Here is a 25,712-nt window from a genome sequence, read left to right as displayed (position 1 = left end):
AATTATAAAAAAGTTTCAATAGCGCCAAAAGGGAGAAAGCGGCCGTCCATATATGCCAATGGAAACGGCCGCTTGTGCGATGACGACCTGCGTCATGTCGGTTGCTTTCGCACGTCCTGCGGATGAACGATGCTCGGACGCACTTTCGCCCCGGCCGCCGAGCGGCGGACGACAATTTGCATAAATGCCGCCGGGTCAAACGGAATGAACGGCCATAAGTACGGCGTGTTGAGGGAACGGATGCTAACGAGCCAAAGCAAATAAACCGTCGCGCCGATGACGAATCCGGGCACCTTAAACAAGAAGACGAGCACGACGAGCGCCAGGCGGGAAATTTTATTGGCCACGCTCAGCTCATAGCTCGGCGTTGCAAATGAACCGATCGCCGCGACGGAAACATACAAGATGACTTCCGACACAAACAGCCCAACGTCAATCGCGATTTGCCCGATCAAGACAGCGGCGATCAAGCCCATCGCCGTAGAGAGCGGCGTCGGCGTATGAATGGCTGCCATCCGCAAAAGCTCAATTCCAAAATCAGCGATCAAAATTTGCACGATGATCGGAATATTCGTTTGCTTGTTCGGACCGATGAACCCCCACTCTTTCGGCAGCAGTTCAGGCTCAAGGACAAACAGCACCCAAAGCGGCAGCAAAAACAACGACGTTAAAATGCCTAAAAACCGCACCCAGCGCACAAACGTCCCGACCCCTGGCGACTGCCGGTATTCCTCGGCATGCTGGACGTGGTGAAAAAATGTTGTCGGCGTGATGATGACGCTTGGCGATGTATCAACCATAATGAGCACGTGCCCTTCAAGCAGGTGCGTCGCTGCTACATCTGGCCTCTCGGTGTAACGGACGAGCGGGTACGGGTTGTATCCTTGCTTGACTAAAAACTCTTCAACTGTTTTGTCGCCCATCGTCAGTCCATCGACGTTGATTTGCTGCAACTCTTTCTTGACGAGTTCAACAAGCCCCGGGTCAGCGACGTCTTTAATATAGGCGATGCATACGTCCGTTTTTGACCGCTCGCCGACTTGCAAAATTTCAAAGCGCAGCCGCTCGTCGCGGATGCGGCGGCGGGTGAGCGCCGTGTTGACAATGATGTTCTCGACATAGCCGTCGCGGGCACCGCGCACAACTTTTTCCGTATCCGGCTCTTGCGGCTGCCGACCCGGATAGCTGCGGACGTCGACAGCAAATCCGGTCGATTCGCCTTCAATTAAGACGATGATCAAGCCCGACAGCAGCTTGTCAACCGCTTCGTCGAGGCTCGTCACCGGACTGACTTGCTGATGAACGAGTCGATTTTCGATGATCTGCCACGCTTGGGACGCCTGGCGTTCATCATCGTTGACGTGCACAATTTGTTTTAACAATTCGATAATGTATTGCGTATCGCATAAACCGTTGCAGTAGTAAATATGTACTTCCCGGTTTAGGATATAGATTTTCCGCACGCCTAAATCAAAGCTTGTCCCGACGCCGATCCGCTGTTGCAAAAACTTCGCGTTGTCAACGAGCCGCTTCGCGATCGGCGCTTTCGGTTTCTTTTCTTTTTCCGGCATGTCCACCACTCCTTTCGAGAATCAACTCGACCGCCTTGCGCGTAATCGGCGCTCCGTATTTCGCATGGTCTCGATATCCCATTTTGCCGATGTCGCCGATGCCGACGATGAGCGGAATGTTCAGCCGGTCAAGGCAGTAGACGGTATCGCCATTGATCCGCCCGATCTCGAGGTCCCGGACGCCTTCTTTATCGACCCCATATTCGGTCATCACGCCGTCACGGTCGATGCTCACATGCACTTTTGTCCATTCATGCTGGTGCGTATTGGAGGCAACCGCCAGCGCCCCGAGCACTTGGATTTGCTCATGCGTCGCCACATAGCGAAGCGCCTGCTCTCCGGCCCCCTCCCCGAGGGCGCCGCAATCGTCAAACATGACAAACACTGGATCGTGCGGCGTTTGCAAAATGAGTTCGACCAACTGTTCACCGCTCAGTTTCGTCGGATTGCCTTGCGAGCGAGAAATGCAACGGCCGCCGATTTCGGCTGCAACCCGCTCAATCGCCCGGCAGGCGAACTCGTCCCCATCCGTTACTAAAATGACTCGTCGTTTTTCCATCATCTCTACCCTTTCGGTTTGCAAGTGAGCGCCGCGGCAAAAGAGCCAGCCACGATAAAAGCGAACAAGGCGCCGGCAAATCGGAACACCGCTGCTCCGGTTTCGACAAATCCCTCCGGCCGCGGTTCTACCATGGCCCCTTTCGCCAACCAATACCCAAATCCGCATAGCGGCATCGTCGCCCCGGCGCCAGCCCAAGCGACGAATGGATCATAGACGCCGCCAAAGCCAAGGAGTACGCCAAAGACGACAAGCGAACCGGCGACGCCAGCCGGCGTCCATTTGCCGCGGTCGATGATGAGCTGAACGATGGCGCACAGCAGCCCGCCGGCGAGAAAGGCACGGACGTATTCCATATCACATTCCCTCCTGATCGTTCCCAAATAAAAGACGTCCTACGGCGGCAAATCCGACTCCTGTCGAGCCGCTTCGATGACGACGCCGTGAGCGATCGCTGGGATCGACTGTTTTTGCTGCACCATCGTTTGACTCAAGAGCGCCCCGGTAGCGACGACAAACAGGCGTCGAAACGTTCCGCGGGCGAGCTCTTGAAGCAAATACCCGTACGTGACGACCGCCGAGCAGGCGCAGCCGCTGCCGCCGGCGAACACCTTTTGATCTGGCCGGTAAATCATCATCCCGCAATCGTTGTAAACGTCGGTCACATCGTAGCCTGATTCAGCAAGCAACTCGCGGACGATGACGCTGCCGACGCGCGACAAGTCGCCGGTGACAATCAAATCGTAATCGCCCGGCGAGACGCCTAAGTCACGGAAATGCTGCTCGATCGTATCGGCCGCCGCCGGGGCCATCGCCGCCCCCATGTCGAGTGGGTTTTTCAGCCCGGCGTCAACGACTTTGCCGATCGTCGCCGCCCGGACGCGCCAACGTCCCGGCGCGCGGCCAACGAGCGCGGCACCGGCGCCCGTGACGGTGAACGTCGCCGTTTTCGGCTTTTGCACCCCCAGTTCAGTCGGGTAGCGAAACTGCCGTTCGGCCGTCGCGTTATGACTGCTTGTCGCCGCAAGCGCCCGATCAGCCAATCCACCAGCGACAAACGCAGCGGCTGCCGCCAACGTTTGCATCGAGGTCGAACAGGCGCCGAACAAGCATAAAAACGGAATCGGCAGCTCGCGGGCGACATAGTTCGATGTCGCATTTTGGTTTAACAAATCACCGGCCAAAAATAGATCGACTTCTTCGGCAGAGACGCCCGCCTTTTGCAAGCAGCAATCCACCGCCTCCCGCATCAGCCTCCGCTCGGCCAGCTCCCACGTCGCTTCGCCGCAATATAAGTCGCGATGACAAACATCAAAATAACTTCCGAGCGGCCCGTCGGCTTCAAGCGGCCCGACTGCGGCAGCGGCCGCTTGGATGTAAACACCATCGTCAAACACCCATGTCTGCTTTCCGACACGTTTCATGGCCAATCCCTCTTTTCGTCACGGCCAAACAAGGCCAAGCACATAGGCGGCAATCAGACCATAAATGACCGCTGCCCCACCGGCTTTCAACATCTGCCCGGCCACCCCGGCCGTCCATCCTTCGCTGCGATGTTCGATGGCAGCGCTCGCGATGGCATTGGCCAGCCCTGTAATGAGCATCGTCGCCCCCGCACCGGCAAATTGGCTGAAATCATCATATTTCCCGACGGCCGTCAGCACAATCGCCAATCCGGCCATCACCATAGACGCCCACAGATGAGCCTCGAGCGGCGAAGCGGCAAACGTGCCGCCATACCAATCAACGAGCCATTGCGCCAACGCACAAAGCGCCCCGCCGACAAGAAACGCTTTTACCGCATTGGCGGCGTATGGGGGAGAAGGCTGAAACGCCTTCACCTCACGGACATAATCGGACTTTAATCCCACGTTTCCTTCCTCCTTTGTCAGCGAAAGTGATCGACAAAATAAAGCCAATGAAACAACGAACCGGCCACTTTGCCAAAGGCGATGGCCATAAGTAAAATGACGATTTTATCATCGACGCCGATCCGCTTCGCTAAAATCGGCCAAACGTTCAACACCTCTGTTAAAGCGGCAGCGAGCATTCCGATAAACACACCATGAAACAATCCGATCGGCACAAGCCAATATTTGGATAAATGCCACACCGAATGGCACAGGCTCATCCAGCCGCCGACAATGGCACCCGCGACAGCACTCCACTCATAGGCGTGAATGCGCTTCGTCGTTTTCGTCAGCTGCGTCAAGCGCGGAATGACGCCAAGCACAACCAAAAAGGCGACAAACCCGGTTCCGACCGCCAGCCCTCCAGCAAAGCCGACGAACACTACCAGCAACACCTTAAGCGTCGTCAAGATGCCTCATGCTTTCTTTGTTTTCGTGCAAAATGACGTATTGATCGATCGCCTGCTGGTAGTTGAACATTTCGACTTCAAGAGGGCTGGGCTCCTCGTTGATTCGTTTGCGGAACCAATGGTTGAAAAATAAAATCATCCCGATGCCGAGCCCAAGCGAATATGGAATTTGCAAAAGCAGCGGTTTATCGACCGATTGGCCGGTCATCATCTGGTAAAGATGGCGATGCGCTTGCTGCATGCTCACATCTTCGTGGAAATTCATGATCGCCATGGCTGAACCGACGAACAAAAGAAGCCAAACGAGAAGAAAAGAAGCCATTGAAAACCGCCGTTTTTCGTACACAACTTCCACGATCGTCTGTGAGGGGCCGACCATCTGCACATCAAGCGACGGGTCGGCATCAAGCACAGCCCGAACAATGTGCATCATATCGATAATGACGATGTTCTTGTCGCTCGGCTGGATGCGGTAGAGCGGAATCGCCTTCAGCCGGCGAATCAGCCCGCCATCTCCTCCCGTCATTTGGGCCACTTCTCCGAGCGTGACGACCGCTCCCGGTTTCACTTGCACGCGATGGCGTGGCTTAATAAACACAGTGGTTGCCATCTGCTTCACACCTTTATCCCCATTTTGTTTTTCTTTAGTTTGGTTGGCAAAAACACCGATCATGCGGCCTGTCGGCGTTCACCATCGATTTCATAAAAATAGAAAAGAATGGGCAAAAAATGCCCATTCTTTTTTAGACTTTTGTTGCTTGCTCTGGAAAAAGCGTTCCAAAATGCGCTTACAGACCAAAAGACGGATGCGATTCATGGTTCACCGCCGATGAATTGACATCCGTCCATTTTGAGAACACTTTGTGCGGACAAAATGGACTATCCGTCCATTTTGTTGCCCACTCCGTGCGGACAAAATGGACTATCCGTCCATTTTGTCCTTTATGTGCTGCAATATTTTCTTTTCCAGCCGGGATACTTGCACTTGAGAGATGCCGAGCCTCGATGCCACTTCGGACTGGGTTTGGTCTTTGTAATAGCGCAAATAGACGATCAGCCTCTCACGCTCGTCGAGTTCTTCGATCGCTTTTTTTAAGGCGATTTTGTCAAACCATGACGTCTCGTCGGCGTCAGCAATTTGATCAAGCAACGTAATCGGATCGCCGTCGTTTTCATACACCGTTTCGTGAATCGATGTCGGCAAGCGGACCGCCTCTTGAGCCAGAACGACGTCTTCTGGCGAAATGCCTAAATGGTCGGCGATTTCCGTAACCGTCGGCGCCCGCCCGCGCGTTTTCGACAGCTCATCTTTCGCCTTGCGGATTTTGTTGCCCATCTCTTTCAGCGAACGGCTCACTTTGACGGTGCCGTCGTCGCGAAGAAACCGCTGAATCTCCCCAATGATCATCGGCACGGCGTACGTCGAAAACTTGACGTCATATGACAGGTCAAACTTGTCGACCGACTTTAACAAGCCGATGCAGCCGATTTGAAACAAGTCATCCGCTTCATAGCCGCGGTTTAAAAAACGTTGAACGACCGACCAGACGAGGCGCATGTTTCTTTCAATAATTTCATCACGCGCTTCTTGATCGCCTTCTTGGCTGCGGCGGATCAGCTCTTTCATCTCCTGATCTTTGATTGGCGACTGATCTTGCTTGACATCGACATCCATAGGCATGTCTCCCTCAGTTACATAACGCTTTGCTTTTCACAATATGCTTTTTCAAATACACAGTCGTCCCTTTATTCACTTCCGATTCGACGATGACTTCGTCCATGAAGTTTTCCATAATGGTAAAGCCCATCCCTGACCGCTCGAGCTCGGGCTTTGTCGTAAACAACGGCTGGCGCGCTTCTTCGATGTCAGGAATGCCGACTCCTTCGTCTCTCACCGTCAAATGGACGACACCGTCTTCAATGATGACCGAAATGGAGACGATGCCGTTCGGATCGTTGTTGTAGCCGTGAATGATCGCGTTTGTCACCGCCTCAGAGACAACCGTTTTAATTTCCGTCAGTTCGTCCATCGTCGGGTCAAGCTGGGCGACGAACGCCGCCACAGTCACACGGGCGAACGATTCATTTTCGCTGCGGGCAGAAAATTGGAGGTGCATTTCGTTGCGCATTTACGCCACCCCCAATGCTTGCAAGGCGAATTGCTCATCCGCCTCAACGCGGATGATTTTAAACAGACCCGACATGTCAAACAGCCGTTTGACGGCCGGCGATACGGCGCATACAACCATCTGCCCGCCGACGTTTTTGATTTGTTTATAGCGTCCGAGAATGACGCCGAGGCCAGAGCTGTCCATGAACGTCAATTGTCCTAAATTGAGCACGATATGGCGGATCGCTCGGTTTTCGAGCACATCCGTCACTTGTTCACGCAATTCTTCGGCTGTATGATGGTCAAGCTCCCCAGACAGGCGAACGATGAGCACGTCTTGCTTCACTTCCAAGTCGATCGCGAGACTCACAGCGTGTTCCCCCTTGTCCATTTCAGGATATGGAGACATTTCGCTGCTGTCCGCCCGAAATCCTGCCGCCCGACAAAACTAGTGGTCGTTCGCCAAAGAGAGCGAAAAGACCGCAAAACTTGACATTATCCCACTTGCACGAAGCGGCCAAACACCCGCTTAAACAAGTCCCAAAAGCTCGCTTCTTCGACCGTTTGCTTGGCGACGATCGGGCTGTGCAAAATTTCTTTTCCATCCTGTTTTAAAATGAGGACGCCAAGCTCATCGCCTTTGCAAACGGGTGCTTTCACATTGTCTTTCACTTTGATCACTTTTTCGATCTGCTCGACCGACTGTCCTTTTTTCGTCAGCACCGACACCGACTCCGACGTCACCGCTTCGACGGATGACCGTTTGCCTTTGCTTATGTTGACGCGGGCGACTGTTTCATTCCGTTTGTACACCGGGTGAGTTCGATATTGGGAAAACGCGTAATCGAGCATCTTCGTAATTTGCGCATTGCGCGATTTCGGCGTCGGTGCTCCAAACACAACAGCGATGACGCGCATGCCGTTCTTTTTCGCCGTGGCGGTCAAACAATATTTCGCTTCGGCTGTATATCCGGTTTTCAGGCCGTCAACGCCCGGATAAAATTTGACAAGCCGGTTCGTATTGACGAGCCAAAACTTTTTGTCCGTATTTTCGCGCAAATAGCCTTCGTACTTGCTCGTATATTTCGTAATATCTTCATATTTCAACAGTTCGCGCGCCATCATGGCCATATCATAAGCGCTGCTGTAGTGATGTTCCGCCGGCAGGCCGGTCGCATTGGCGAAATGGGTGTTTTTTAAGCCAAGCTGTTTCGCTTTTTTATTCATCATCTCGACAAATGCTTCTTCCGACCCGGCGATCCGCTCAGCCATAGCGACCGACGCGTCGTTGGCCGAACCGATGGCAATGCCGTGCAGCATCTCATCGACGGTCATTTCCTCGCCCGGCTCGAGGAAAATTTGCGATCCACCCATTGACGCGGCGTATTCGCTCGCCCGCACTTTTTCATCGTAGGACAGCTTTCCTTCATCGATGGCTTCCATGATCAACAGCATCGTCATAATTTTCGTCATGCTCGCCGGCGGCAATGGTTCATGGGCATTTTTTTCATACAATACTTTGCCGGTGTCGCGTTCAATCAAAATGGCTGATTTCGCCTCATCGGCCAGCTTCACTTTCGCCTCCTTCATCTCTTTCGCCTCGGCATGGGCAGAAAGAGGAAGAAAAAGAAGAAACGGCAATAAAAGAAGACGAGTGACTTTCGTTTTCATCTCCCAAACCTCCATTCTTTATACATGCCATTTTTTCCAGGTGAGATATTTTTATACAAAAAACAGCTCATTTTCCAAAAAACAAAAAAAAACGCCCGAAACACGCGTTTCAGGCGTCTTCTACTTGAACAACTGCTTTTTTCCTTGCGGATCGCCAGCGTCCCTCTCTATACGATGGTCTCATAAATGAGCGGCGGCCGAGCAACCGGCTGCGGCGACAGACGAATAGCCGCCTCGATCTTTTCTTTCACGTCAAGCACATCTGGCCGGTTGCTGTGAATCGTGGCGAGCGCTTCCCCTTTCTGCACGCGATCACCGATTTTTTTATGGAGCACAATGCCGACCGCCAAATCGATCACGTCTTCTTTTTTCGCCCGGCCGGCGCCGAGCCACATGGCGGCCGTGCCGATGTCATCGGCGGCCATCTCGGCGACATAGCCGTCGGCAGCCGCCGTGACGGTCGACGTATAGGCCGCCTTTGGCAATTTATCCAGATCGTCGACGACCGATGCATCTCCACCTTGAGCGGCCAAAAACGTTTTGAACGCCGCGATGGCGGCCCCGCTGCGAATCGCCTCTTCAAGCAAACGGCGCGCCTCATCAAGCGATGGCGCCTTCTCCGCCAAATAGACCATATGGCTGCCGAGCGTCAAACAAAGTTCGGTTAAATCGTGCGGCCCGTTTCCTTTTAACGTTTCGATGGCCTCTTTCACTTCCAAGGCGTTGCCGACGGCATAGCCGAGCGGCTGGCTCATGTCAGAAATGACCGCCATCGTCCGGCGGCCGACGCGCTTGCCAATGTCGACCATCACTCGAGCGAGCCGGCGCGCCTCGTCAAGTTTCTTCATAAACGCTCCGGCGCCCGTTTTCACATCCAAGACGATGGCATCAGCCCCAGCGGCGATTTTTTTGCTCATGATCGACGAGGCGATGAGCGGAATGCTGTTGACGGTCGCCGTCACATCGCGAAGCGCATATAGCTTTTTGTCAGCCGGTGTCAAATCGCCCGTTTGGCCGATAATGGCGATTCCGTTTTCATTCACGAGTCGAATGAACTCGTCTTTGCTGATCTCGACATGAAACCCGGGCACGGACTCGAGTTTGTCGATCGTGCCGCCCGTATGGCCGAGGCCGCGCCCAGACATTTTCGCCACCGGCACGCCGACAGAAGCGACAAGCGGCCCTAAAACGAGCGTCGTCGTATCGCCGACCCCGCCGGTCGAATGTTTATCGACTTTCACGCCGCGAATACTCGACAAATCGAGCATTTCGCCGGATTGCACCATCGCCATCGTCAGCGCGGCCGTTTCTTCCTCGGTCATGCCGCGAAAATAAATCGCCATCGCGAGCGCGCTCATTTGGTAATCGGGAATGTCCCCGTTTGTATACCCTCGGACGATCCACTCAATTTCTTCCTTCGTCAGCGCCTTTCCGTCGCGCTTTTTCGCAATCAAATCGACCATTCGCATCGCGGTCACCTTTTTCGTTTTGATTTCGCCATTTCGGCGACAATCGCTTTCACAAGCCGCAAAAAGTCCGTCTTCACCCGCTCGGCCGTTTCAACCACTTCGTCGTGGTGAAGCGGAGCATCCGACATCCCTGCAGCCATATTCGAAATGCACGAAATGCCGAGCACCTCAATGCCGCCGTGGCGGGCGACGATCACTTCCGGGACGGTCGACATGCCGACCGCATCGCCGCCGAGCGTACGAATCATGCGGATTTCCGCCGGCGTTTCGTACGACGGCCCCGTATTGGCGACATATACTCCTTCATGCACGCGAACGCCAAGTCTCGCCGCCGTTTCCTTGGCGAGCTCGCGCAGCCGCCGGCTGTACGCTTCCGTCATGTCTGGAAAGCGAGGACCAAGCTCCGGATCGTTCGGACCAATGAGCGGATTTGTGCCCAGCAAGTTGATATGGTCGGAAATGATCATGAAATCGCCGGGCTGGAACCGTTCGTTGATGCCGCCCGCAGCGTTTGTCACGATCAATTCGCGGACGCCAAGCGCCTTCATCACCCGGATGGGAAACGTCACTTCTTGAAGCGAATACCCTTCATAATAATGAAACCGCCCTTGCATGGCGACAACGGTCGCCCCCTCAAGCCGCCCATATATGAGCCGTCCAGCGTGTCCTTCAACGGTCGACATTGGAAATCCGGGAATATCTTCATACGGAATGCGAACCGCCTCTTCGATTTCATCAGCGAGCACGCCGAGCCCCGAGCCGAGAATGAGACCGATTTCAGGCGGAGTTGGCATCAATGAGCGCAAATGACCGGAGGTTTTTTCAATCGCTTGTCGATCCATTCTTTTCCCCCTCATCGTTCTTTATGAAGTTAGGCCAAATCAGCCAAAAAGCTTGTTCCGTACGGCGGCCGGTTGACTTGGAAGTTATCCGCAATCGTTGCGCCGACATCGGCAAACGTCTCGCGGACTGGGAGCGGCTTGCCGCCGCGAAATCGCGGGCTGTACACAAGAAGCGGCACATATTCGCGCGTATGGTCAGTTCCATGGTGAATCGGGTCGTTGCCGTGGTCAGCGGTGATGATAAGCAAGTCGTCCGCTGTCAAGCGCGGCAACACATCGGCAAGCCGGGCGTCAAACTCTTCGAGCGCATCGCCGTAACCTTTTGGGTCGCGGCGATGGCCGTATTTAGCGTCAAAATCGACGAGATTGACGAAACTCAACCCGGTAAAGTCCATGCCGAGCGTGTCGACGAGCTTATCCATTCCGTCCATATTGGATGTCGTTCGCAACGACTGGGTAACTCCTTCATTGTCGTAAATATCGGCGATCTTCCCGATGGCAATCACTTCATAACCGGCGTCTTTCAATTCATTCATCACCGTTTTGCCAAACGGCTTAAGCGCATAGTCGTGCCGGTTGGCGGTTCGCTCAAAATGGCCGGGTTTGCCGATGAACGGTCGGGCAATGACGCGCCCGACCATATACGGCTCGTCGCGCGTCAATTCACGAGCGATTTCGCAAATGCGGTACAATTCATCAAGCGGCACAACTTGTTCATGGGCGGCGATTTGCAAGACGGAGTCGGCTGATGTATAGACGATGATCGCCCCTGTTTTCATATGCTCTTCGCCAAGCTCTTCGATGATCGCTGTTCCGCTCGCCGGTTTGTTGCCGATCACGTTCCGGCCGGTGCGCCGCTCGAGCTCAGCGATCAATTCATCTGGGAACCCGTTCGGAAAGACGCGGAACGGCTTGTCGATGCGAAGGCCCATCAGCTCCCAATGGCCTGTCATCGTATCTTTTCCAGCCGATGCTTCCTTCATTTTTGTATAGTACGCGAGCGGTCGCTCGACTTTCGGCACCCCTTTGATCTCACGAATATGGCTTAGGCCGAGCTTCGCCATGTTCGGCATATAGAGGCCGCCGCGATACTCAGCGATATGGCCGAGCGTATCCGCTCCTTTGTCGTTGTATTTCTCGGCATCCGGCGCCTCACCGATGCCGACTGAATCCATCACAATCAAAAAAACGCGCCGGTATGTCGTTTTCACATTCATTCCCCCTGCCTGCAATGAAAAATGGAGTCTCTTTTTATCGTTCCCGTATTTTCGCGAAAACACGCCTATGGACAATTGGTCAGAAGTCTGACAACTAAAACGACAGGCAAGCGCCTAGCATACGGCAGCTACTAGGCGCGCGGGTGGTACTGTTTGTACACGTCTTTTAGGCGCGTTTTCGTAACATGCGTATACATTTGCGTCGTCGAAATGTCGGCATGCCCAAGCAACTCTTGCACAGCGCGCAAATCGGCTCCGTTCTCAAGCAGATGCGTCGCAAACGAATGCCGAAGCGTATGCGGCGTCAATTCTTTTTCGATGCCGGCTTCTTTCGCGAGCCGCTTTAAAATTTTCCAAAACCCTTGCCGTGTCAACCGCTGGCCATAATGGTTCAAAAACAGCGCCTCCGTTGCCCGTCGTCGCGGATTGACAAGCTGCGGGCGCCCTCGCTCCAAATAGTGGGCAAGCGCTTCAATCGCCATGCGCCCGATCGGCACGATCCGCTCTTTCCGCCCTTTTCCATAGCAGCGGACAAACCCCATCGTCAAATGCACGTCGCTTAAGTTGAGCTGCACAAGCTCACTGACGCGCATGCCGGTCGCATACAACAGCTCCAGCATCGCCTTGTCGCGCAACCCAAACGGTGTGCTCACTTGCGGCGCTGCAAGCAGCGCCTCGACTTCCTCGACCGACAGCACTTTCGGCAGCGTCCGTTCAAACTGCGGCGTTTCGATATGGACGGTCGGGTCTTGCGCCGCGATTTTCTCCCTTAGCAAAAACTGATGAAACGAACGGATCGACGCCAAATGGCGGGCGATCGTCCGCGCCGATTGCCCTTGTTCGCTTAAAAACTTTAAAAAATGGAGAATATGGAGGCGCTCCACTTCGCCCCACGCCTGAAGCTGCTCGACTTGACGCAAATAGCGGACGTATTTTTTCAAATCGCGTTCATACGAAACGATCGTATTGTGCGCCAAATTCCGCTCCACCGTCAAATAATGCAGAAAATCTTTCAACTCGTATTCCAACGCTCTCTACTCCCCGTCGCGATAAAAAAATATCAGCCGGTCGAGCCAACTTGGCGGCGCACTCTCCGCCGCCGATACTTTGACCGCCGATCCCTTCGGCTCATCGTATCGGTGGTAATACTCGTACTCGCGGTTAAACCATACAAGACTATAATAAAATAAAATGGTGCATCCCGTAAATAAAAGAAACACTTTCACCATTTGCCAAACGGTTTTCATGGCATCCTCCCTATCAGTTGCTTGTCAGCTTGGTAGTATGAGGATATGCCATTTGTTTCGTTGTTTATACGCAAAAAACCTTTCCCGTTGGAAAAGGTTTTATTTTTCTTCATGCTTTTGCTGGCAACGGTGACAAATGCCGTGGAACGTCAAACGATGGTCTTTAATTTTAAATTTCCACTTCTCCTCAACAATCGCTTCGACATTCTCAAGCAAATCTTCTTGAATTTCCGCCACCGACCCGCATTCTAAGCAGATGAGGTGGTGATGAAAATGGGCCGCTCCTTCCTTGCGGAGGTCATAGCGCGACACCCCGTCCCCGAAATTGATTTTATCGACAATTTTCAACTCGGTGAGCAGCTCGAGCGTCCGATATACGGTCGCCAGTCCGATCTCTGGGGATTTTTCTTTCACGAGGAGGTAGACGTCTTCCGCGCTTAAATGGTCTTCTTCATGTTCAAGCAGGACTCTTACTGTCGCTTCCCGCTGTGGCGTCAGTTTATAGCCGGCTGAGTGCAGCTGCTTCTTAATTCGTTCCACACGATCTTCCATGTTTTCATTCCTCCCTCGCCATTCACCTCCCATTATAACAAATGTGCGCAGGAAGGTTCAAAGTATAATTACTATCACAAAAAAACAAAAATGATTACTACATAATAATTATTATTAAATTAGCGACCCATTTCACCACCTGTTTCATCAAGACCGGCGAAAGGTACGCTTCCACCGCCGAAGAGACAAGCAGCCCGAAGGCGGCCGCGGCCATCGCCGCGGCATAGCGCATCACCATCGGGAACACTGGCTCGTGCGGCCGTTTCATAAACTGATTGCGCACCATCCGCAAGGAAAACGATATCGACATCACGCCCATCACGATCATGAGCGGAATGACAAGCAAATTTTGCGGCATCACCGAAACAAATGACAATAAAAACCCTTTCCAGCCCATTTGATTGACTAAAAAGCCGACGGTGAAGCCGACGACAATGCCTTTTAAAAACAGTAAAACCAAAATGACCGGCAGTCCGATGACGGAAATGCCGAGCACCCACATGAGGACCATATATTTGACGTTATGCATGTAGCTTTGACGGAACATGTCGTGGGCGCTTGCCACGTTGTCTTTTGATACTTGTCCAAAAAATTGCGCCAAGTAATAATACAAATCTTGCTTTTGGCTGAAGCCGAGGCTGTTGACGACAATGGCGCCGAAAATGACGCCCATGAGAAACAGGACGATGACAAACACGTACAGCGAAGCATGTTCACGCCAATGAACAGCGATAGCCGATTTCAGCGGATGGGTTCTCATTGTGCTTCGTCCTCCTACTTTGTCTCTTAGTAGATTGTATGTCCATCCGCTTTCGGTATGACTGTTTTTCTAAAAGGCTGGTGATGGAATAAAAAAGCAGCTCAACACCGACGTGTGACCAACTCCACGGGCGGCACGCCGCCTCGGTCCATTGGCGCATGGCTGGGCCAAGCAGCACGCACGGCATGATGATGAACGGCAGGAGCGCTGCCCGAGTGGTTACCCCTCCCACACTTTCCCGTATCTCCCACCGCCCCCGGCCTCGATATGGAGCGCACCGCTGCGGGCAAGGACGATCAGTTGGGCCAACTTTTCTCCCACCGTCTCCGCGATCTCTTCCTCCGCCGCCTCATGAAGAACGCTCATTTCCGTGCCAAAACGGGCGAGCAGCTTTTCATACGCTTTTGAACCAAGGCCGGGGATGAATTCAAGCGGCACTTGATAAATGTACGGCGGCCGTTTCGGCCCGCGTTCCGCCGTTTTCAGCTCCGCAAGCCGGTCAAACACGCCTTTCACGAAGCGATGATGGCCGCATGCCGCACAGCGGTCGACGTCCGGTACAACCGGCGCAAGGCAGCGCTCGCACACCGTCTGGTGATATTTTCCGAGTTTGGGATTTAAACCGTAGTTGGCGACAATCGCGCGCCCGTCTTCACCGCGCAGCGCTTTTTCCAATTCAGCAAACGTCGGGGCGGCGAGCCGCACTTCTTCATATTCGCGGGCGATTTTCCGCAGCGAATGGGCATCGGAATTCGTCAAGTACGGGTAGCGATGCAATTCGGCGATCTGGTCCGCCATCGCCGTGTCGGCGCTTAACCCAAGTTCAATGGCATCAATCCAATCCGGGTCAAACACTTCTGTCAGGCTGTGCTTGACCCCTTTTCCGTACAAGCTTTTAAACGGGGTGAACGCGTGCGCGGGAATGAACCAGCCGCCCTGCTCTTTCGCGGCAGCTTGCAGCTCGCGGCCGGAGGCGTAAACGCGCTGTGAACTGAGCGACATGTTCTTTACCCGTTTGCCAAGCCAGCCGGAAAACGTGCGCATCGTCTGCACAGTCGGCAAAAAAACGAGCACGTGGATCGGTCCATGGCAATGGTCGTCATATACTTCGATTTCACTGCCTAACAAAAGCGTCACTTTCCCAGCGCTGACGCCGCCCCCCTCATGTTCGCGCCAACCGTGCTTCTCCATTGCCCGCTCGAGCTCGTCCAGCACTTCGGGCACATGGCTGTCAATGACGCCGACGAGGTCGATCCCTTTCACCTCAGCCGCCTCATGCAAGATGTTCTCAAGCGTCAACGTCCGCGCCCCAGTAATTTTCACCGGGCGGCCCGAGGCGGTGCGGCCGATGTGAATATGTAAATCAGCATAATAACAGCCGAGGCCGCGCTCGTTTTTTTTATTCGGCATTTTGCTCCCCTAGCGCGCGGCGCAGCTGCAAATATTGCAAGGCGTATGCCGTTTTCGCATCGTAAATGTCGCGTTGTTGAAGCATCTCAAGCGCCTCCTCCAATGTCACTTCCAACAGCTCGACAAACTCATCTTCATCCAAACCGGCGCCGTCCTCCGCTTTTTCCAGCCCCTCGGCGACATACAAATGGATGAGTTCATCGGCAAACCCTGGGGATGTATAAAAGGAAATGAGATGGCGCATCGAATGGGCGCGGTAGCCGGTTTCTTCTTCGAGCTCGCGGTGTGCGGAAGCGAGCGGCTCTTCCCCATGTTCTAGCTTGCCCGCCGGAATCTCGACTAATGCGCGCTCCAGCGCTTTTCGGTACTGGCGGACAAGAACGATTTTCCCGTCCGGCAACAGCGGCAGCACCGCCACCGCCCCCGGATGTTTGATCACCTCGCGCCGGCTCGTTTTCCCATTTGGCAGCTCGACTTCCTCGATATACAAGTCAATGATGCGGCCGCTGAACAGCTTCTCTTTGCGGATCGTTTTTTCATACAGCTCCATGTTCATTCTCCCCTATCAAATTGGATCGATTCTTTTCCATTGTACTACATGTTTGGCCATTTTTTCGCTTCCGTTGTACAATGGACGTGTCATTGATCGCGAAAGGAGGCGCAAAAAATGAACAAACGCCGCATCGGCACATCGGATTTGTATGTGAGCGAAATCGGCCTCGGCTGCATGTCGCTCGGCACTGATGAAAACCATGCCATCTATCTCATCCATGAAGCATTGGAGCGCGGCATCAACTACTTGGATACAGCCGATTTATACGACCGCGGCTTAAACGAGGAATTTGTCGGCAAAGCGGTGAAAGGAAAACGCGACCAAGTCATCATCGCGACAAAAGTCGGCAACCGTTGGCGCCGAGACGGAAGCGGCTGGGACTGGGATCCGTCAAAAGCCTATATCAAACAAGCGGTCAAAGAGAGCCTGCGCCGCCTGCAAACGGACTACATTGACTTATACCAGCTCCACGGCGGCACGATCGACGACCCGATCGATGAGACGATTGAAGCGTTCGAAGAGCTGAAGCAAGAAGGCGTCATCCGTTGGTACGGCATCTCCTCGATCCGCCCAAACGTCATTCGCGAATATGTGAAGCGCTCGAACATCGTCAGCGTCATGATGCAATACAGCTTGCTTGACCGGCGGCCGGAAGAATGGTTCCCGCTTCTTCGCGAACATCACATCAGCGTGATCGCCCGCGGTCCGGTCGCTAGAGGCTTGCTCACGAGCCGCTCGCTTGAACAAGCGAGCAGCGCGGTGAAAGAACATGGATACCTCGATTATTCCTACAAAGAACTGCAGGCGCTCATCCCGAAGCTGAAGGAAAAAACGGCCGGGCGCCGTTCATTGACCGCGACCGCGCTGCAATTTTGCCTGTATGACCCGGTCGTTGCCGCCGTCATTCCGGGCGCAAGCCGGCTTCGGCAGCTTGAAGAAAACATCGCCGCCGCTTCCGCCCCGCCGCTTGATGCCGACGAATACGAATGGCTGAAACAAACGACAAAACGCTCGGTGTACGACGTGCATCGGTGAACTACCCCCACTTAATTTTCTAGCGAAAATTTGAAGTGGGGGCTTCCAAAGAAGTTTGACTGCTTCAAGCAATCCTTATTCTTTGAGGCGTGTCCACTTCGCCGCTAGAGCATAAGACACTCAGGTCTACAGCTTTACTTTTCTTTAAGATGTTTAATGCGCCATTGACATCAGCATTCATTAGTTTGCCAGACTTTGTTCGATACAAGCCGCGCTTAATACGTTTGCCGCTGAACTTATATTCTTTTGGATTGTCGGCATTATATTCAGGAATCTCATCGCCGTCAAAAAAGCTGGCTTGAGACGTATAGGATTCTTCCTGTTTCAAGAATTCAATGCCGTAAAATTCACAAAGATATTCTAGTTTTTCTTTTATGTTACCGAGAGGAATATTGACAAAGTTTTGATTTGTCTTTTTTCCTAGATTCATATTGCGTTGCCATGTTTCCGCATAGCCAATGACAAGTTTGCCAATTTGATTTTCAATACAGTAGTTAATGATGTAACGGCAAGTCTTGTTGATATAATCATTCACTTTATTATTGCGATTCATAGCAAGCAAAGCCTGTTTACGAGTGGTGCCTTTGATTTTTTGCTTATCTTTTATGCTTTGAAGTCTGGCATTTTCTTTGTTAAACCATTGATTGATACTTTTTAATCTCCGCCCATCAATGATGAATGATCTGCCGTCTGATGTGACACAAGTGGCAACATTGTTTAATCCTAAATCAATTGCCAGTGCTTTTTGGTCATTTAATTCTCTTTGATCTTCAGGCATTTCATATTTGTACTGAATCTCAAAGAACCTGGCATGATGCTTAGGAATGATTTCAATCTGCTTAATCTTTTTGTCCAGTAACACAGGCGGAATCGTTATCGTGATAGGCTTGTGAGTCTTTTTAAATAGGCGAGAATACGGTATCGTGAATTTGTTGCCGTCTATACGAATCTGGCCAATGATCAGTGAATGAAAGCCATCTTTTTTAAGATATTTTGGAATACTGATAGCCTTGTGGTCATATTTTCCTTGTTTGGCAAGACTGATCAAACCAAAGAAAGATTTAAAGGCTTCATTGACCTTTTTTAAAATTTGCTGTGCCATGTTGCTGTTTAACAGCTTATAGTTTTCGTTAGTTTTGGCAAGATGATCGTTTTTCTCATAATTAAGAAATTCCTTGTGTTCAAAATAGTATTGTCTGACATTGTACAATCCGACGTTGTACATGTTCTTGGCAATATGGCACAGTTCTCGAAGAGTCAAGTATTCTTCTTTGGTCAAACCATTTAGCTGTTGTTTGATACAAAAATACATGTTTTCACCTCCCATCTAACTATATTATACTATATTTTACTGAATCTATCCTATTTTCAGCAAAATATAGTTAAGGCGATTCATCTCCCACTTACTCCGCTTCGCTTCGTTGAAGTGGGAGTCTTCTCGCCTAATTAAGATAAAAACCAAAGGAGCGGAAAGAAAGCCGACATGCCTTGCTGAAAAATAGATCGAGCCAAAAAATGCAAACAAATCGAGAGCCCGGCGGCCGTTGACGGCCGCATACGGGCTCTCGTTCGGTACGTGCGGCCGCTCATTTGCGACGAGCGGGCCGACCGTCGTAAGCGGCGCGCGCAAATTGACGGCCAACGCGACGACTGCTCCAGCCGTCCAGAATGGAAAAGAAGAGGGGCGCGTCGCTGCCGCATTCGATTTCATCGTCCATCCCCTCCGCTACTTAAATTTCCGCCAGTCTAGCTCGCTTTCCTCAAGCAGCTCGGCAAACGATTTCTGTTCCTCACGGCGGCGCGCTTCCTCGCGGCGCCGCGCTTCCTCTGCCGCTCGCCTCCGCGCTTCTTCCTCGGCAAGTGCGCGCTTTTTCTCAAGCAGCTTCGCTTCCACCGCGGCGCCAAGCCGGTCGGCGATCGTCAAAGCCTCCGTCCCTTGCTCTTTTTTTCGCCCGATCTTCTTCATCATGTCCGCCCCCCCTTGCATAACAATCGTTCATTTGTCAAACGATACAACTACACGACAAAGAAAAGGAGAGATGATGGATGGCGAAAAACCGCGCCCAAAAAGGGAAACCATCCGCTGATACGGTCAAGCCGGTGATCGCAAAAGAAGAATTGGAAAAAGCAATCCACCCGACCAAGCGGCAAAACAGTCCTCAATAACCGCAACATGGACGATGCAGCTTTTATCAAAAGGGGCGCCCTGCAGCCCAAATCGGCTTTCAGGGCGTCCCCTTTACAACACTTCGGTGATGTGCGGCATATGCTCACCAAGCCAAGCAATGGCCGCCTCCAGCGTCGGAAACTCTTTCGTTTCAAACGTCATTTCGTTTTGCAGCAGCCAGACGTCTTTCGCCTCATGATACGGGCCGGCGACCGACCAATGAAGCAAGCTGTACGGATCGTTTTCATGGGTGAACGACACCCATGTTTTTTGCTTCGCCGTCTTTGCGAGCTGCTCTAACTTACCGTTCATCGCCGGATTTCACCTCAACAAGCGGCATATGACCATTCAACGTTTGCCCTAGGCTTTTGAGCTGAAAAACGGTTGTTCCCGGCTTGACGTCAATCGTCATCGCTTCATCAAAAAAGATAAGGCGCGACCGTTCCACGAGCACCGGCACGAAATTCGTCTCGACGGCCAAATCATCGTCATCGGCCTTGTCGACAAGCCATAGCACCGGCACGCCGTCGACCAAACAGCCGCAGCCGTCCGTGTCAAACGCCAGCTTTAACTGCCGCTCGGATTGCGCTACAATAGAGGCAAGCGCTCGTTTGGCTGCATCCGTAAACGTGATCGATACACTCATGCTTGACTCCTTTTTCCTTATTGATTTTCTTTTTCATTTTACCTGCCAACACGCGAAACTGTCAAAGCAAAGGAGGAACAAGCGATGGCAAACGTGCAAATCAAAGTGAATGACAACGGTTCGCTGCGCGTCACCGGCGATGTGGAACTGCTCGATGGAGAAGGAAAGCCGTTTGTGACCAAACAAACGTTTTCGCTCTGCCGTTGTGGGCTGTCGAACAATAAACCGTTTTGCGACGGTTCACATAAAGGCCGATTCCAATCGGTCGTCCGCGCCCCTTTGCCGGAAACGGATAAACAATAAGGCGGTGAGAAGCCGATGGACGAACGATGGCTGCAAAAACAAGTGCGCAACTGCCTGCGGCATTATGGCTATGATGATGACATGATGCCGCTTGGCGAAGACGACTGGCACGAGCTTTGCGCCCGCATTGCCGCCGCCAAAGAGAGGCAGCCAAACGCGGACATGTATGAACTTGTCCATGACGCCGTCTACCGGTTCATCACCAGCGCTTGACCCGGCTCGTGTCAAACGAACACGGGGTTGGCCCCAAAGGCCATCTTTCTTCAAGAAGAGGAAAGGCGTTTCGCGCGTCTAGACGATGATCAGAAAGGGTGCCCCTTATATTTGGGACACCCTCGCTTACTTTTGGAAAAACGCCCCTTTCGCCACCTTTTCCACCAAACTCGGCGCAAGGCGATACAGCCGGCTGCCGAGATCCATCCAACGCGGCATGTTCACTTCGCGCGTCGGCGTCATCATCACGTCGACCACACGCTTCGCCACCGCCTCCGGGCGCAGCATCCAACGCGACACGTTGCGCACATACTCTCCCGATTCATCAGCGGTTGAAAAAAAGTTCGTCTCCACCGGCCCCGGATTGACGGCCGTGACAAAAATGCCAAAGCGCCCCGCCTCGAGGCGAAGGCTGTCAGTAAAGCCGATGACGGCATGTTTCGTCGCGGAATAGACGCTCGACTTCGGCGTCGCGATTTTGCCGGCTTGCGACGCAATGTTGATAATATGACCGCTTCCTCTCTCTTTCATATGCGAATACACCGCCTTCGTACAGGCGATGAGGCCGAAGACGTTGACGGCAAACATCCTCTCCATTTCATCCAAGTCGATGTCCTCGACATAGCGAAAGACGCCAAACCCGGCGTTGTTGACCAACACATCGATCGCGCCAAGATCCGCAATGAGCTGGGAAACAACCGCCTCGATCATGCCGCGGTCGCTGACATCAAGCAATGCATACGGGGCGCGAATACCGGTTTGCGCTTCGATCCGCGCGCTCGCTTCTTTCAGCCTTTCTTCACTGCGCGCCAAGAGAACCGGCACCGCCCCTTGGCGCGCCGCTTCATAGGCGATTTGTTCGCCAATTCCTCCCGACGCTCCGGTAATGACGACATGGCGCCCCTTCAGCCGCACACCGACACCCCCGCCGCTTCGTAGACGTATCGGCCGGCTTCCTGCTTTTTCGTCACATACCCGTTCGCCTCGCGGTAGAGGGCGATATGGCTTTGCGCATGCCCCGGCGTTTCGATGACCTGCCACCCGGGCATCCCCGGCACCGCGTCCCCTTCCGTCACCATGATGTCAAGCCCGCGCCGGCTTGCGTAGCGAAGCGATCCGCCTTCTTTGGACAGCTGACTGAACAAACGGCGGTCGACGCCGCATTCCGTAAAAAATTCCTGAAAAAATTGGACGTACCGCTCCATAAACGAACGTTCGCGGCGCAAAAACGGATCCGCTTTCGGATGGCCGATGATCGGCGCATGCGGAACATAATCAAGCAAGCCGACATGATCCGGATGATGGTGAGTAATGACGATTTGTTCAATATCCTCTGGCGCATAACCGACCTCGCCAAGCTGCTTCACAAACAGCTGCCATGCTTCCTCTGTTTTCACTCCGGCATCGACCAGCGTCAACCGATCGCTGGCGATCACGTACATATGCACATCGCCGACCGGAAACGGCGTCGGCACCGTGATCCGATACACTCGTTCCTCGTTCATTGCGTTCCCTTCTTTCCTCAAGTTCATGAACCATCCCGTTCGAACCGTTTCATCAGTCAAAATGAATAGTTATTCATTATATTTTATTTTACAGTTTACATCGATTTCATCCATTTGTCATGCCTTTTTCTTCCGCACGACGAAATTGCAAAAAAATTCGCTCTCCTCTCTTGACAACAGCACCTGTCCCGCGGCATAATGACTAATAACATCACGGATACGGCAAACCGGCGATGAACAGGGCCAGTAAACCGCAAACGGCACCAGAGAGCGAAGCCCGCGGCTGGAAGGCTTTGCGGCCCTCTTTGCGGTTGAACCTACCCTAGGAGCTGTTAGGCCAACCTAAACGCCTCCCCGGCGTTATCGGGGCAGAGTCGGGCCTGTTTGGCGCTTGGGCCAAATCAGGCCAAAAAAGGTGGTACCGCGGAAACGAAGGTTTTCCGTCCTTTTGCAGGACGGGAAACCTTTCTCTTTTGGATGGATACACCAAGGCAAGGAGGAGTGGAATGATGAACAACGAACGATCGATCGCGCTCATCGGCGCCGGCTCGATGGCGGAATCGCTCATCGCCGGCATGACGAAAGCGTTTTGCCATCCGGCGCACATTGTCGTCGCCAACCGACAAAACCGCGCTCGGCTTGAGGAGCTGGCGCGCCAATACGGTGTTTGCACGGCAGGTTGCGCGCAAGAAGCCGTCAAACAAGCGGATATCGTCATTTTGGCGATGAAGCCGAAAGACGTCGTCGAAGCGATGAACGCCATCGCACCGACCCTCCGCGCCCATCAGCTCATTCTTTCACTGCTCGCGGGCATCACGACCGAGACGATCGAACGGCTCGCTGGACGCAACATCCCTGTCGTGCGCGCCATGCCAAACACATCCGCCGCCGTCGGCTTATCAGCGACCGCCATCGCCGGCGGCCGCTTCGCCGCGAAAGAACATCTTGAGGTCGCCAAACAGCTGTTTGAAACGGTCGGCATCGTCGCTGTTGTGCCGGAGCGCGACTTGCATGCGGTCACCGGCCTGTCCGGGAGCGGTCCGGCGTATGTGTATTACTTGGTCGAAGCGATGGAAAAAGCGGCGGCCGACATCGGCCTTGAGCGAGATGTCGCCAAACGGCTCATTTTGCAAACGATCATCGGCGCAGCCGAGATGCTAAAAGCGTCCGACAAGCACCCATCCGTCCTGCGCCGTGAAGTCACGAGCCCAGGCGGCACGACCGAAGCCGGCATTGGCGTGCTTGAGCAATACCGGTTCCAAGAAGCGGTCATCGCCTGCATCCGCCGGGCGACGGCCCGCTCCGAAGAGCTCGGCAGCGCTCTTCTCTCTGCCATCGCCGAAGCGTAAAGAGCGGACCTCCGGAGCGCGCCGCTCCTTTTCCCGCCTAGCCCGAACACGGCGACAATCCGTTTTATTTTGTTTTTGATAAGCAGCGTGCTATCATCAGTCATGAACCACTCATCGGCCTAGAAAGGAGCTGCTTGTCATGAACACGGTATTGTTTTCGCCGTATACAATCCGCGGGCTGACGCTGAAAAACCGAATTGTCATGTCGCCGATGTGCATGTATTCGTGCGACACGAAAGACGGCGCCGTACGCACGTGGCATAAAATCCACTACCCGGCTCGCGCTGTCGGCCAAGTCGGCTTGATTATCGTTGAAGCGACCGGCGTGACGCCGCAAGGTCGCATTTCTGAACGCGACTTAGGCATTTGGAGCGATGACCATATCGCCGCGCTTCGCGAACTCGTTGGGCTTGTGAAAGAGCATGGGGCGGCCATCGGCATCCAGCTTGCCCATGCAGGGAGAAAATCGCAAGTGCCGGGAGAGATCATCGCTCCGTCAGCCGTCCCGTTTGATGATTCGTCGCCGACGCCAAAAGAAATGACGAAAGCCGACATTGAAGAAACGGTGCAAGCGTTCCAAAACGGCGCACGGCGCGCGAAGGAAGCCGGCTTTGACGTCATTGAAATCCATGCCGCCCACGGCTACCTCATTAACGAATTTTTATCGCCGCTCTCCAACCGGCGCCAAGACGAGTACGGCGGCTCTCCGGAAAACCGTTACCGTTTCTTAGGCGAGGTGATCGACGCTGTCCGCGAGGTGTGGGACGGACCGCTTTTTGTCCGCATCTCGGCGTCCGACTACCATCCGGACGGGCTGACGGCCAAAGACTATGTCCCATACGCCAAGCGGATGAAAGAACAAGGAGTCGACCTCGTCGATGTCAGCTCCGGCGCTATTGTTCCGGCGCGCATGAACGTCTATCCCGGCTACCAAGTGCCATTTGCCGAACTGATCCGCCGTGAAGCAGACATCCCGACCGGCGCTGTCGGCCTCATTACGTCCGGCTGGCAAGCGGAAGAAATTTTGCAAAACGGCCGCGCCGATCTCGTCTTTTTGGGGCGCGAGCTGCTGCGCAACCCGTATTGGCCATACGCCGCGGCGAGAGAGCTGGGCGCAAAAATCTCGGCGCCCGTCCAATATGAGCGCGGCTGGCGGTTTTAACCGCGCGGGATCGAAAACGAGGCGAAATCAACGGCGAGCTCGGTGTTCGGAAACACGCTGCGCGCCTCGGCGACGAGCTGCAGCGCCGCCTCACCTTGGTAGCGAGAGCTGATATGGGTCAAAATAAGCCGCTTCGCCCCGGCCCGCCTCGCCACCTCGGCTGCGTCTGTGGTCGTGGAATGGAAATAGTCATGGGCCAGCCGCTGTTCCGCCGCGGCAAACGTCGCCTCGTGGACGACGACATCGGCATCGCGGGCGAGTTCAATCGCCGCTTCGCAAAAACGGGTGTCGCCCAACACGGCGACGATTCTCCCCTTTTGCGGCGGCCCGACAAATTCGCGCCCGTCGATGACCGTGCCGTCATCCAGCACGACCGTTTTTCCTTGCTTAATTTCTTGATAAATCGGGCCGGGGCGGACGCCGAGTGCTTGCAATCGCTCGACCAAGAGCGGGCCGGGCAAATCTTTTTCAACGACGCGGAAACCGTATGACGGCATGCCGTGATCGAGCCGTTTGGCGATGACGGAAAACCGTTCATCGTCAAAAATGACGCCCTCATCGATCTCCGCAATGTTCAGTTCATAGCGGAGCTTTGTCCCGCTGACGGCAAGGGCCGTTTCGACAAACGCGCGAATGCCTTTTGGGCCGAAGACCGTAAGCGGCGTCTCGCCGCTTTGAAACGAACGGCTGCCTAGCAGTCCAGGCAATCCAAACAAATGGTCGCCATGCAAGTGCGTAATAAAAATATGCTCGATGCGGCGCGGGCGAATGGCGGTATGCAAAATTTGATGCTGCGTCGCTTCGCCGCAGTCAAACAGCCATGTCGCCCCGCGTTCACCAAGCAGCTGCAGGGCGACGGACGATACGTTGCGCTCTTTGGCCGGCACGCCGGCACCCGTGCCTAAAAACAACAGTTCCAACGCGCTTCACTCCTTTTTCTCGCTCAATATGGCCTGTTGTTAGCGTACCAATGTCAAAACGGCTTTTCAACTTTCTTTTGCGCTCAAAAACGCCGGGTTGGCGCCCGGCTCTTTCATGAACATAAACGCTT

At 53.7% G+C, this 25,712-nt stretch carries 32 protein-coding genes and 1 pseudogene; 5 read left to right on the top strand and 28 right to left on the bottom strand.

Annotation, left to right across the window (positions count from 1 at the left end; genetic code table 11):
* Positions 1–92: 92 nt before the first annotated feature.
* The 20 genes from NSS88_RS14490 to NSS88_RS14395 form a co-directional block, all read right to left on the bottom strand.
* Positions 93–1,571, bottom strand: a complete 1,479-nt coding sequence (locus NSS88_RS14490; protein WP_055359114.1) for a spore germination protein — start codon at positions 1,569–1,571, stop codon at positions 93–95.
* Positions 1,519–2,130 carry a stage V sporulation protein AE gene (locus NSS88_RS14485; RefSeq protein WP_020278271.1) on the bottom strand — a complete coding sequence of 204 codons (612 nt, stop codon included), beginning with the start codon at positions 2,128–2,130 and terminating at the stop codon, positions 1,519–1,521. The genes NSS88_RS14490 and NSS88_RS14485 overlap by 53 nt, the downstream gene beginning before the upstream one ends.
* A gap of 5 nt (positions 2,131–2,135) precedes the next feature.
* Entirely contained in the window at positions 2,136–2,486 is a 351-nt protein-coding gene (locus tag NSS88_RS14480) for a SpoVA/SpoVAEb family sporulation membrane protein (RefSeq protein WP_033017142.1), read from the bottom strand.
* Positions 2,487–2,525: 39 nt separating this feature from the next.
* Positions 2,526–3,554, bottom strand: a complete 1,029-nt coding sequence (spoVAD, locus tag NSS88_RS14475; RefSeq protein WP_055359113.1) for a stage V sporulation protein AD — start codon at positions 3,552–3,554, stop codon at positions 2,526–2,528.
* Positions 3,555–3,572: 18 nt separating this feature from the next.
* Positions 3,573–4,001 (bottom strand): SpoVA/SpoVAEb family sporulation membrane protein, encoded by a 429-nt coding sequence (locus tag NSS88_RS14470; protein WP_011231787.1) that lies wholly within the window; start codon positions 3,999–4,001, stop codon positions 3,573–3,575.
* 17 nt (positions 4,002–4,018) lie between these two features.
* On the bottom strand, positions 4,019–4,450 hold the full coding sequence (locus tag NSS88_RS14465) for a stage V sporulation protein AB (protein ID WP_033017146.1): 432 nt from the start codon (positions 4,448–4,450) through the stop codon (positions 4,019–4,021).
* The gene (locus NSS88_RS14460; RefSeq protein WP_033017149.1) at positions 4,437–5,060 is read right to left on the bottom strand and encodes a stage V sporulation protein AA; all 624 of its coding nucleotides are present in this window, start codon (positions 5,058–5,060) and stop codon (positions 4,437–4,439) included. Before NSS88_RS14460 ends, NSS88_RS14465 begins: the two co-directional genes overlap by 14 nt.
* A gap of 312 nt (positions 5,061–5,372) precedes the next feature.
* Complete coding sequence (gene sigF / locus NSS88_RS14455; protein ID WP_328062808.1) at positions 5,373–6,125, bottom strand: RNA polymerase sporulation sigma factor SigF; 753 nt, start codon at positions 6,123–6,125, stop codon at positions 5,373–5,375.
* Positions 6,126–6,138: 13 nt separating this feature from the next.
* Entirely contained in the window at positions 6,139–6,579 is a 441-nt protein-coding gene (gene spoIIAB / locus NSS88_RS14450; RefSeq protein ID WP_033017151.1) for an anti-sigma F factor, read from the bottom strand.
* Positions 6,580–6,930, bottom strand: coding sequence for an anti-sigma F factor antagonist (gene spoIIAA, locus NSS88_RS14445; protein WP_011231792.1), 351 nt, complete (start codon positions 6,928–6,930; stop codon positions 6,580–6,582).
* A gap of 125 nt (positions 6,931–7,055) precedes the next feature.
* Positions 7,056–8,231, bottom strand: a complete 1,176-nt coding sequence (locus NSS88_RS14440; protein WP_061580656.1) for a D-alanyl-D-alanine carboxypeptidase family protein — start codon at positions 8,229–8,231, stop codon at positions 7,056–7,058.
* 167 nt (positions 8,232–8,398) lie between these two features.
* A complete protein-coding gene (locus NSS88_RS14435; protein ID WP_033017153.1) occupies positions 8,399–9,700 on the bottom strand; it encodes a pyrimidine-nucleoside phosphorylase in 1,302 nt (433 codons plus the stop codon).
* Positions 9,701–9,705: 5 nt separating this feature from the next.
* Positions 9,706–10,542, bottom strand: coding sequence for a purine-nucleoside phosphorylase (locus NSS88_RS14430; protein ID WP_049626212.1), 837 nt, complete (start codon positions 10,540–10,542; stop codon positions 9,706–9,708).
* Positions 10,543–10,571: 29 nt separating this feature from the next.
* Positions 10,572–11,759, bottom strand: coding sequence for a phosphopentomutase (gene deoB, locus NSS88_RS14425; protein WP_020278266.1), 1,188 nt, complete (start codon positions 11,757–11,759; stop codon positions 10,572–10,574).
* A gap of 131 nt (positions 11,760–11,890) precedes the next feature.
* The gene (gene xerD, locus NSS88_RS14420; RefSeq protein ID WP_011231797.1) at positions 11,891–12,787 is read right to left on the bottom strand and encodes a site-specific tyrosine recombinase XerD; all 897 of its coding nucleotides are present in this window, start codon (positions 12,785–12,787) and stop codon (positions 11,891–11,893) included.
* 6 nt (positions 12,788–12,793) lie between these two features.
* The gene (locus NSS88_RS14415) at positions 12,794–13,006 is read right to left on the bottom strand and encodes a YqzK family protein (RefSeq protein WP_033017156.1); all 213 of its coding nucleotides are present in this window, start codon (positions 13,004–13,006) and stop codon (positions 12,794–12,796) included.
* Positions 13,007–13,105: 99 nt separating this feature from the next.
* Positions 13,106–13,558, bottom strand: a complete 453-nt coding sequence (gene fur, locus NSS88_RS14410) for a ferric iron uptake transcriptional regulator (RefSeq protein WP_033017157.1) — start codon at positions 13,556–13,558, stop codon at positions 13,106–13,108.
* 97 nt (positions 13,559–13,655) lie between these two features.
* Positions 13,656–14,318 carry a stage II sporulation protein M gene (gene spoIIM / locus NSS88_RS14405; RefSeq protein WP_033017158.1) on the bottom strand — a complete coding sequence of 221 codons (663 nt, stop codon included), beginning with the start codon at positions 14,316–14,318 and terminating at the stop codon, positions 13,656–13,658.
* Between the two features lie 219 nt (positions 14,319–14,537).
* Positions 14,538–15,728 (bottom strand): endonuclease Q family protein, encoded by a 1,191-nt coding sequence (locus NSS88_RS14400; RefSeq protein WP_049625004.1) that lies wholly within the window; start codon positions 15,726–15,728, stop codon positions 14,538–14,540.
* Positions 15,718–16,278, bottom strand: coding sequence for an NUDIX domain-containing protein (locus NSS88_RS14395; RefSeq protein WP_049626213.1), 561 nt, complete (start codon positions 16,276–16,278; stop codon positions 15,718–15,720). The genes NSS88_RS14400 and NSS88_RS14395 overlap by 11 nt, the downstream gene beginning before the upstream one ends.
* Before the next feature lie 117 nt (positions 16,279–16,395).
* Here NSS88_RS14395 and NSS88_RS14390 point away from each other — a divergent pair, with 117 nt between their 5' ends.
* Entirely contained in the window at positions 16,396–17,316 is a 921-nt protein-coding gene (locus NSS88_RS14390; RefSeq protein WP_033017162.1) for an aldo/keto reductase, read from the top strand.
* A gap of 64 nt (positions 17,317–17,380) precedes the next feature.
* Here the strand turns inward: NSS88_RS14390 and NSS88_RS14385 are convergent, their stop codons facing one another.
* From NSS88_RS14385 to NSS88_RS14365, 5 genes are all read right to left on the bottom strand, one after another.
* The gene (locus NSS88_RS14385) at positions 17,381–18,628 is read right to left on the bottom strand and encodes an RNA-guided endonuclease InsQ/TnpB family protein (protein ID WP_339240482.1); all 1,248 of its coding nucleotides are present in this window, start codon (positions 18,626–18,628) and stop codon (positions 17,381–17,383) included.
* Positions 18,629–18,673: 45 nt separating this feature from the next.
* Positions 18,674–19,027 carry a hypothetical protein gene (locus NSS88_RS14380; RefSeq protein WP_049626759.1) on the bottom strand — a complete coding sequence of 118 codons (354 nt, stop codon included), beginning with the start codon at positions 19,025–19,027 and terminating at the stop codon, positions 18,674–18,676.
* 15 nt (positions 19,028–19,042) lie between these two features.
* Positions 19,043–19,285: a YqkE family protein gene (locus tag NSS88_RS14375; RefSeq protein WP_033009052.1), complete on the bottom strand. Its 243-nt coding sequence runs from the start codon at positions 19,283–19,285 to the stop codon at positions 19,043–19,045.
* A gap of 270 nt (positions 19,286–19,555) precedes the next feature.
* Entirely contained in the window at positions 19,556–19,795 is a 240-nt protein-coding gene (locus NSS88_RS14370; protein ID WP_033009050.1) for a YqkC family protein, read from the bottom strand.
* Positions 19,785–20,129, bottom strand: a complete 345-nt coding sequence (locus NSS88_RS14365; RefSeq protein ID WP_033016481.1) for an iron-sulfur cluster biosynthesis family protein — start codon at positions 20,127–20,129, stop codon at positions 19,785–19,787. The genes NSS88_RS14370 and NSS88_RS14365 overlap by 11 nt, the downstream gene beginning before the upstream one ends.
* Before the next feature lie 84 nt (positions 20,130–20,213).
* On the opposite strand from NSS88_RS14365, the gene NSS88_RS14360 reads away from it, so the two are divergent.
* Together NSS88_RS14360 and NSS88_RS14355 are read left to right on the top strand one after the other, a co-directional pair.
* The gene (locus tag NSS88_RS14360) at positions 20,214–20,432 is read left to right on the top strand and encodes a CDGSH iron-sulfur domain-containing protein (RefSeq protein WP_047818654.1); all 219 of its coding nucleotides are present in this window, start codon (positions 20,214–20,216) and stop codon (positions 20,430–20,432) included.
* Between the two features lie 15 nt (positions 20,433–20,447).
* Positions 20,448–20,645 carry a YqzH family protein gene (locus NSS88_RS14355; protein ID WP_049626760.1) on the top strand — a complete coding sequence of 66 codons (198 nt, stop codon included), beginning with the start codon at positions 20,448–20,450 and terminating at the stop codon, positions 20,643–20,645.
* Positions 20,646–20,771: 126 nt separating this feature from the next.
* Here the strand turns inward: NSS88_RS14355 and NSS88_RS14350 are convergent, their stop codons facing one another.
* Together NSS88_RS14350 and NSS88_RS14345 are read right to left on the bottom strand one after the other, a co-directional pair.
* Entirely contained in the window at positions 20,772–21,560 is a 789-nt protein-coding gene (locus tag NSS88_RS14350) for an SDR family NAD(P)-dependent oxidoreductase (protein WP_049626761.1), read from the bottom strand.
* Positions 21,561–21,619: 59 nt separating this feature from the next.
* A pseudogene (locus tag NSS88_RS14345) lies at positions 21,620–22,150 on the bottom strand (MBL fold metallo-hydrolase); the annotation flags it as partial.
* Positions 22,151–22,659: 509 nt separating this feature from the next.
* Here NSS88_RS14345 and proI point away from each other — a divergent pair.
* A complete protein-coding gene (proI, locus tag NSS88_RS14340; RefSeq protein ID WP_049625499.1) occupies positions 22,660–23,499 on the top strand; it encodes a pyrroline-5-carboxylate reductase ProI in 840 nt (279 codons plus the stop codon).
* Between the two features lie 139 nt (positions 23,500–23,638).
* On the top strand, positions 23,639–24,661 hold the full coding sequence (gene namA / locus NSS88_RS14335) for an NADPH dehydrogenase NamA (RefSeq protein ID WP_049626669.1): 1,023 nt from the start codon (positions 23,639–23,641) through the stop codon (positions 24,659–24,661).
* Here the strand turns inward: namA and rnz are convergent.
* Positions 24,658–25,581 carry a ribonuclease Z gene (rnz, locus tag NSS88_RS14330; protein WP_033016476.1) on the bottom strand — a complete coding sequence of 308 codons (924 nt, stop codon included), beginning with the start codon at positions 25,579–25,581 and terminating at the stop codon, positions 24,658–24,660. The two genes, namA and rnz, sit on opposite strands and share 4 nt — an antisense overlap.
* Positions 25,582–25,712: the final 131 nt, after the last annotated feature.

The organism is Geobacillus sp. FSL W8-1251, assembly GCF_038005945.1.
GTDB classification, from domain to species: domain Bacteria; phylum Bacillota; class Bacilli; order Bacillales; family Anoxybacillaceae; genus Geobacillus; species Geobacillus stearothermophilus.
The sequence above is the reverse complement of the archived record's forward strand: the minus strand, read 5'-3'. Positions and strand labels throughout refer to the sequence as shown.

Coding starts and splice junctions, on each gene's coding strand:
- spoVAD (WP_055359113.1), bottom strand. CDS start 3,554: ATGAAACGTGTCGGAAAGCAGACATGGGTGTTTGACGATGGTGTTTAC.
- NSS88_RS14365 (WP_033016481.1), bottom strand. CDS start 20,129: ATGAGTGTATCGATCACGTTTACGGATGCAGCCAAACGAGCGCTTGCC.
- deoB (WP_020278266.1), bottom strand. CDS start 11,759: ATGAATGTGAAAACGACATACCGGCGCGTTTTTTTGATTGTGATGGAT.
- NSS88_RS14490 (WP_055359114.1), bottom strand. CDS start 1,571: ATGCCGGAAAAAGAAAAGAAACCGAAAGCGCCGATCGCGAAGCGGCTC.
- NSS88_RS14370 (WP_033009050.1), bottom strand. CDS start 19,795: ATGAACGGTAAGTTAGAGCAGCTCGCAAAGACGGCGAAGCAAAAAACA.
- NSS88_RS14430 (WP_049626212.1), bottom strand. CDS start 10,542: ATGGATCGACAAGCGATTGAAAAAACCTCCGGTCATTTGCGCTCATTG.
- NSS88_RS14415 (WP_033017156.1), bottom strand. CDS start 13,006: ATGAAAACCGTTTGGCAAATGGTGAAAGTGTTTCTTTTATTTACGGGA.
- NSS88_RS14435 (WP_033017153.1), bottom strand. CDS start 9,700: ATGCGAATGGTCGATTTGATTGCGAAAAAGCGCGACGGAAAGGCGCTG.
- namA (WP_049626669.1), top strand. CDS start 23,639: ATGAACACGGTATTGTTTTCGCCGTATACAATCCGCGGGCTGACGCTG.
- NSS88_RS14390 (WP_033017162.1), top strand. CDS start 16,396: ATGAACAAACGCCGCATCGGCACATCGGATTTGTATGTGAGCGAAATC.
- proI (WP_049625499.1), top strand. CDS start 22,660: ATGAACAACGAACGATCGATCGCGCTCATCGGCGCCGGCTCGATGGCG.
- NSS88_RS14375 (WP_033009052.1), bottom strand. CDS start 19,285: ATGATGAAGAAGATCGGGCGAAAAAAAGAGCAAGGGACGGAGGCTTTG.
- NSS88_RS14355 (WP_049626760.1), top strand. CDS start 20,448: ATGGACGAACGATGGCTGCAAAAACAAGTGCGCAACTGCCTGCGGCAT.
- spoIIM (WP_033017158.1), bottom strand. CDS start 14,318: ATGAGAACCCATCCGCTGAAATCGGCTATCGCTGTTCATTGGCGTGAA.
- fur (WP_033017157.1), bottom strand. CDS start 13,558: ATGGAAGATCGTGTGGAACGAATTAAGAAGCAGCTGCACTCAGCCGGC.
- sigF (WP_328062808.1), bottom strand. CDS start 6,125: ATGGATGTCGATGTCAAGCAAGATCAGTCGCCAATCAAAGATCAGGAG.
- NSS88_RS14380 (WP_049626759.1), bottom strand. CDS start 19,027: ATGAAATCGAATGCGGCAGCGACGCGCCCCTCTTCTTTTCCATTCTGG.
- NSS88_RS14395 (WP_049626213.1), bottom strand. CDS start 16,278: ATGGAGCTGTATGAAAAAACGATCCGCAAAGAGAAGCTGTTCAGCGGC.
- NSS88_RS14480 (WP_033017142.1), bottom strand. CDS start 2,486: ATGGAATACGTCCGTGCCTTTCTCGCCGGCGGGCTGCTGTGCGCCATC.
- NSS88_RS14485 (WP_020278271.1), bottom strand. CDS start 2,130: ATGGAAAAACGACGAGTCATTTTAGTAACGGATGGGGACGAGTTCGCC.
- NSS88_RS14400 (WP_049625004.1), bottom strand. CDS start 15,728: ATGCCGAATAAAAAAAACGAGCGCGGCCTCGGCTGTTATTATGCTGAT.
- NSS88_RS14385 (WP_339240482.1), bottom strand. CDS start 18,628: ATGTATTTTTGTATCAAACAACAGCTAAATGGTTTGACCAAAGAAGAA.
- NSS88_RS14460 (WP_033017149.1), bottom strand. CDS start 5,060: ATGGCAACCACTGTGTTTATTAAGCCACGCCATCGCGTGCAAGTGAAA.
- spoIIAB (WP_033017151.1), bottom strand. CDS start 6,579: ATGCGCAACGAAATGCACCTCCAATTTTCTGCCCGCAGCGAAAATGAA.
- NSS88_RS14360 (WP_047818654.1), top strand. CDS start 20,214: ATGGCAAACGTGCAAATCAAAGTGAATGACAACGGTTCGCTGCGCGTC.
- NSS88_RS14440 (WP_061580656.1), bottom strand. CDS start 8,231: ATGAAAACGAAAGTCACTCGTCTTCTTTTATTGCCGTTTCTTCTTTTT.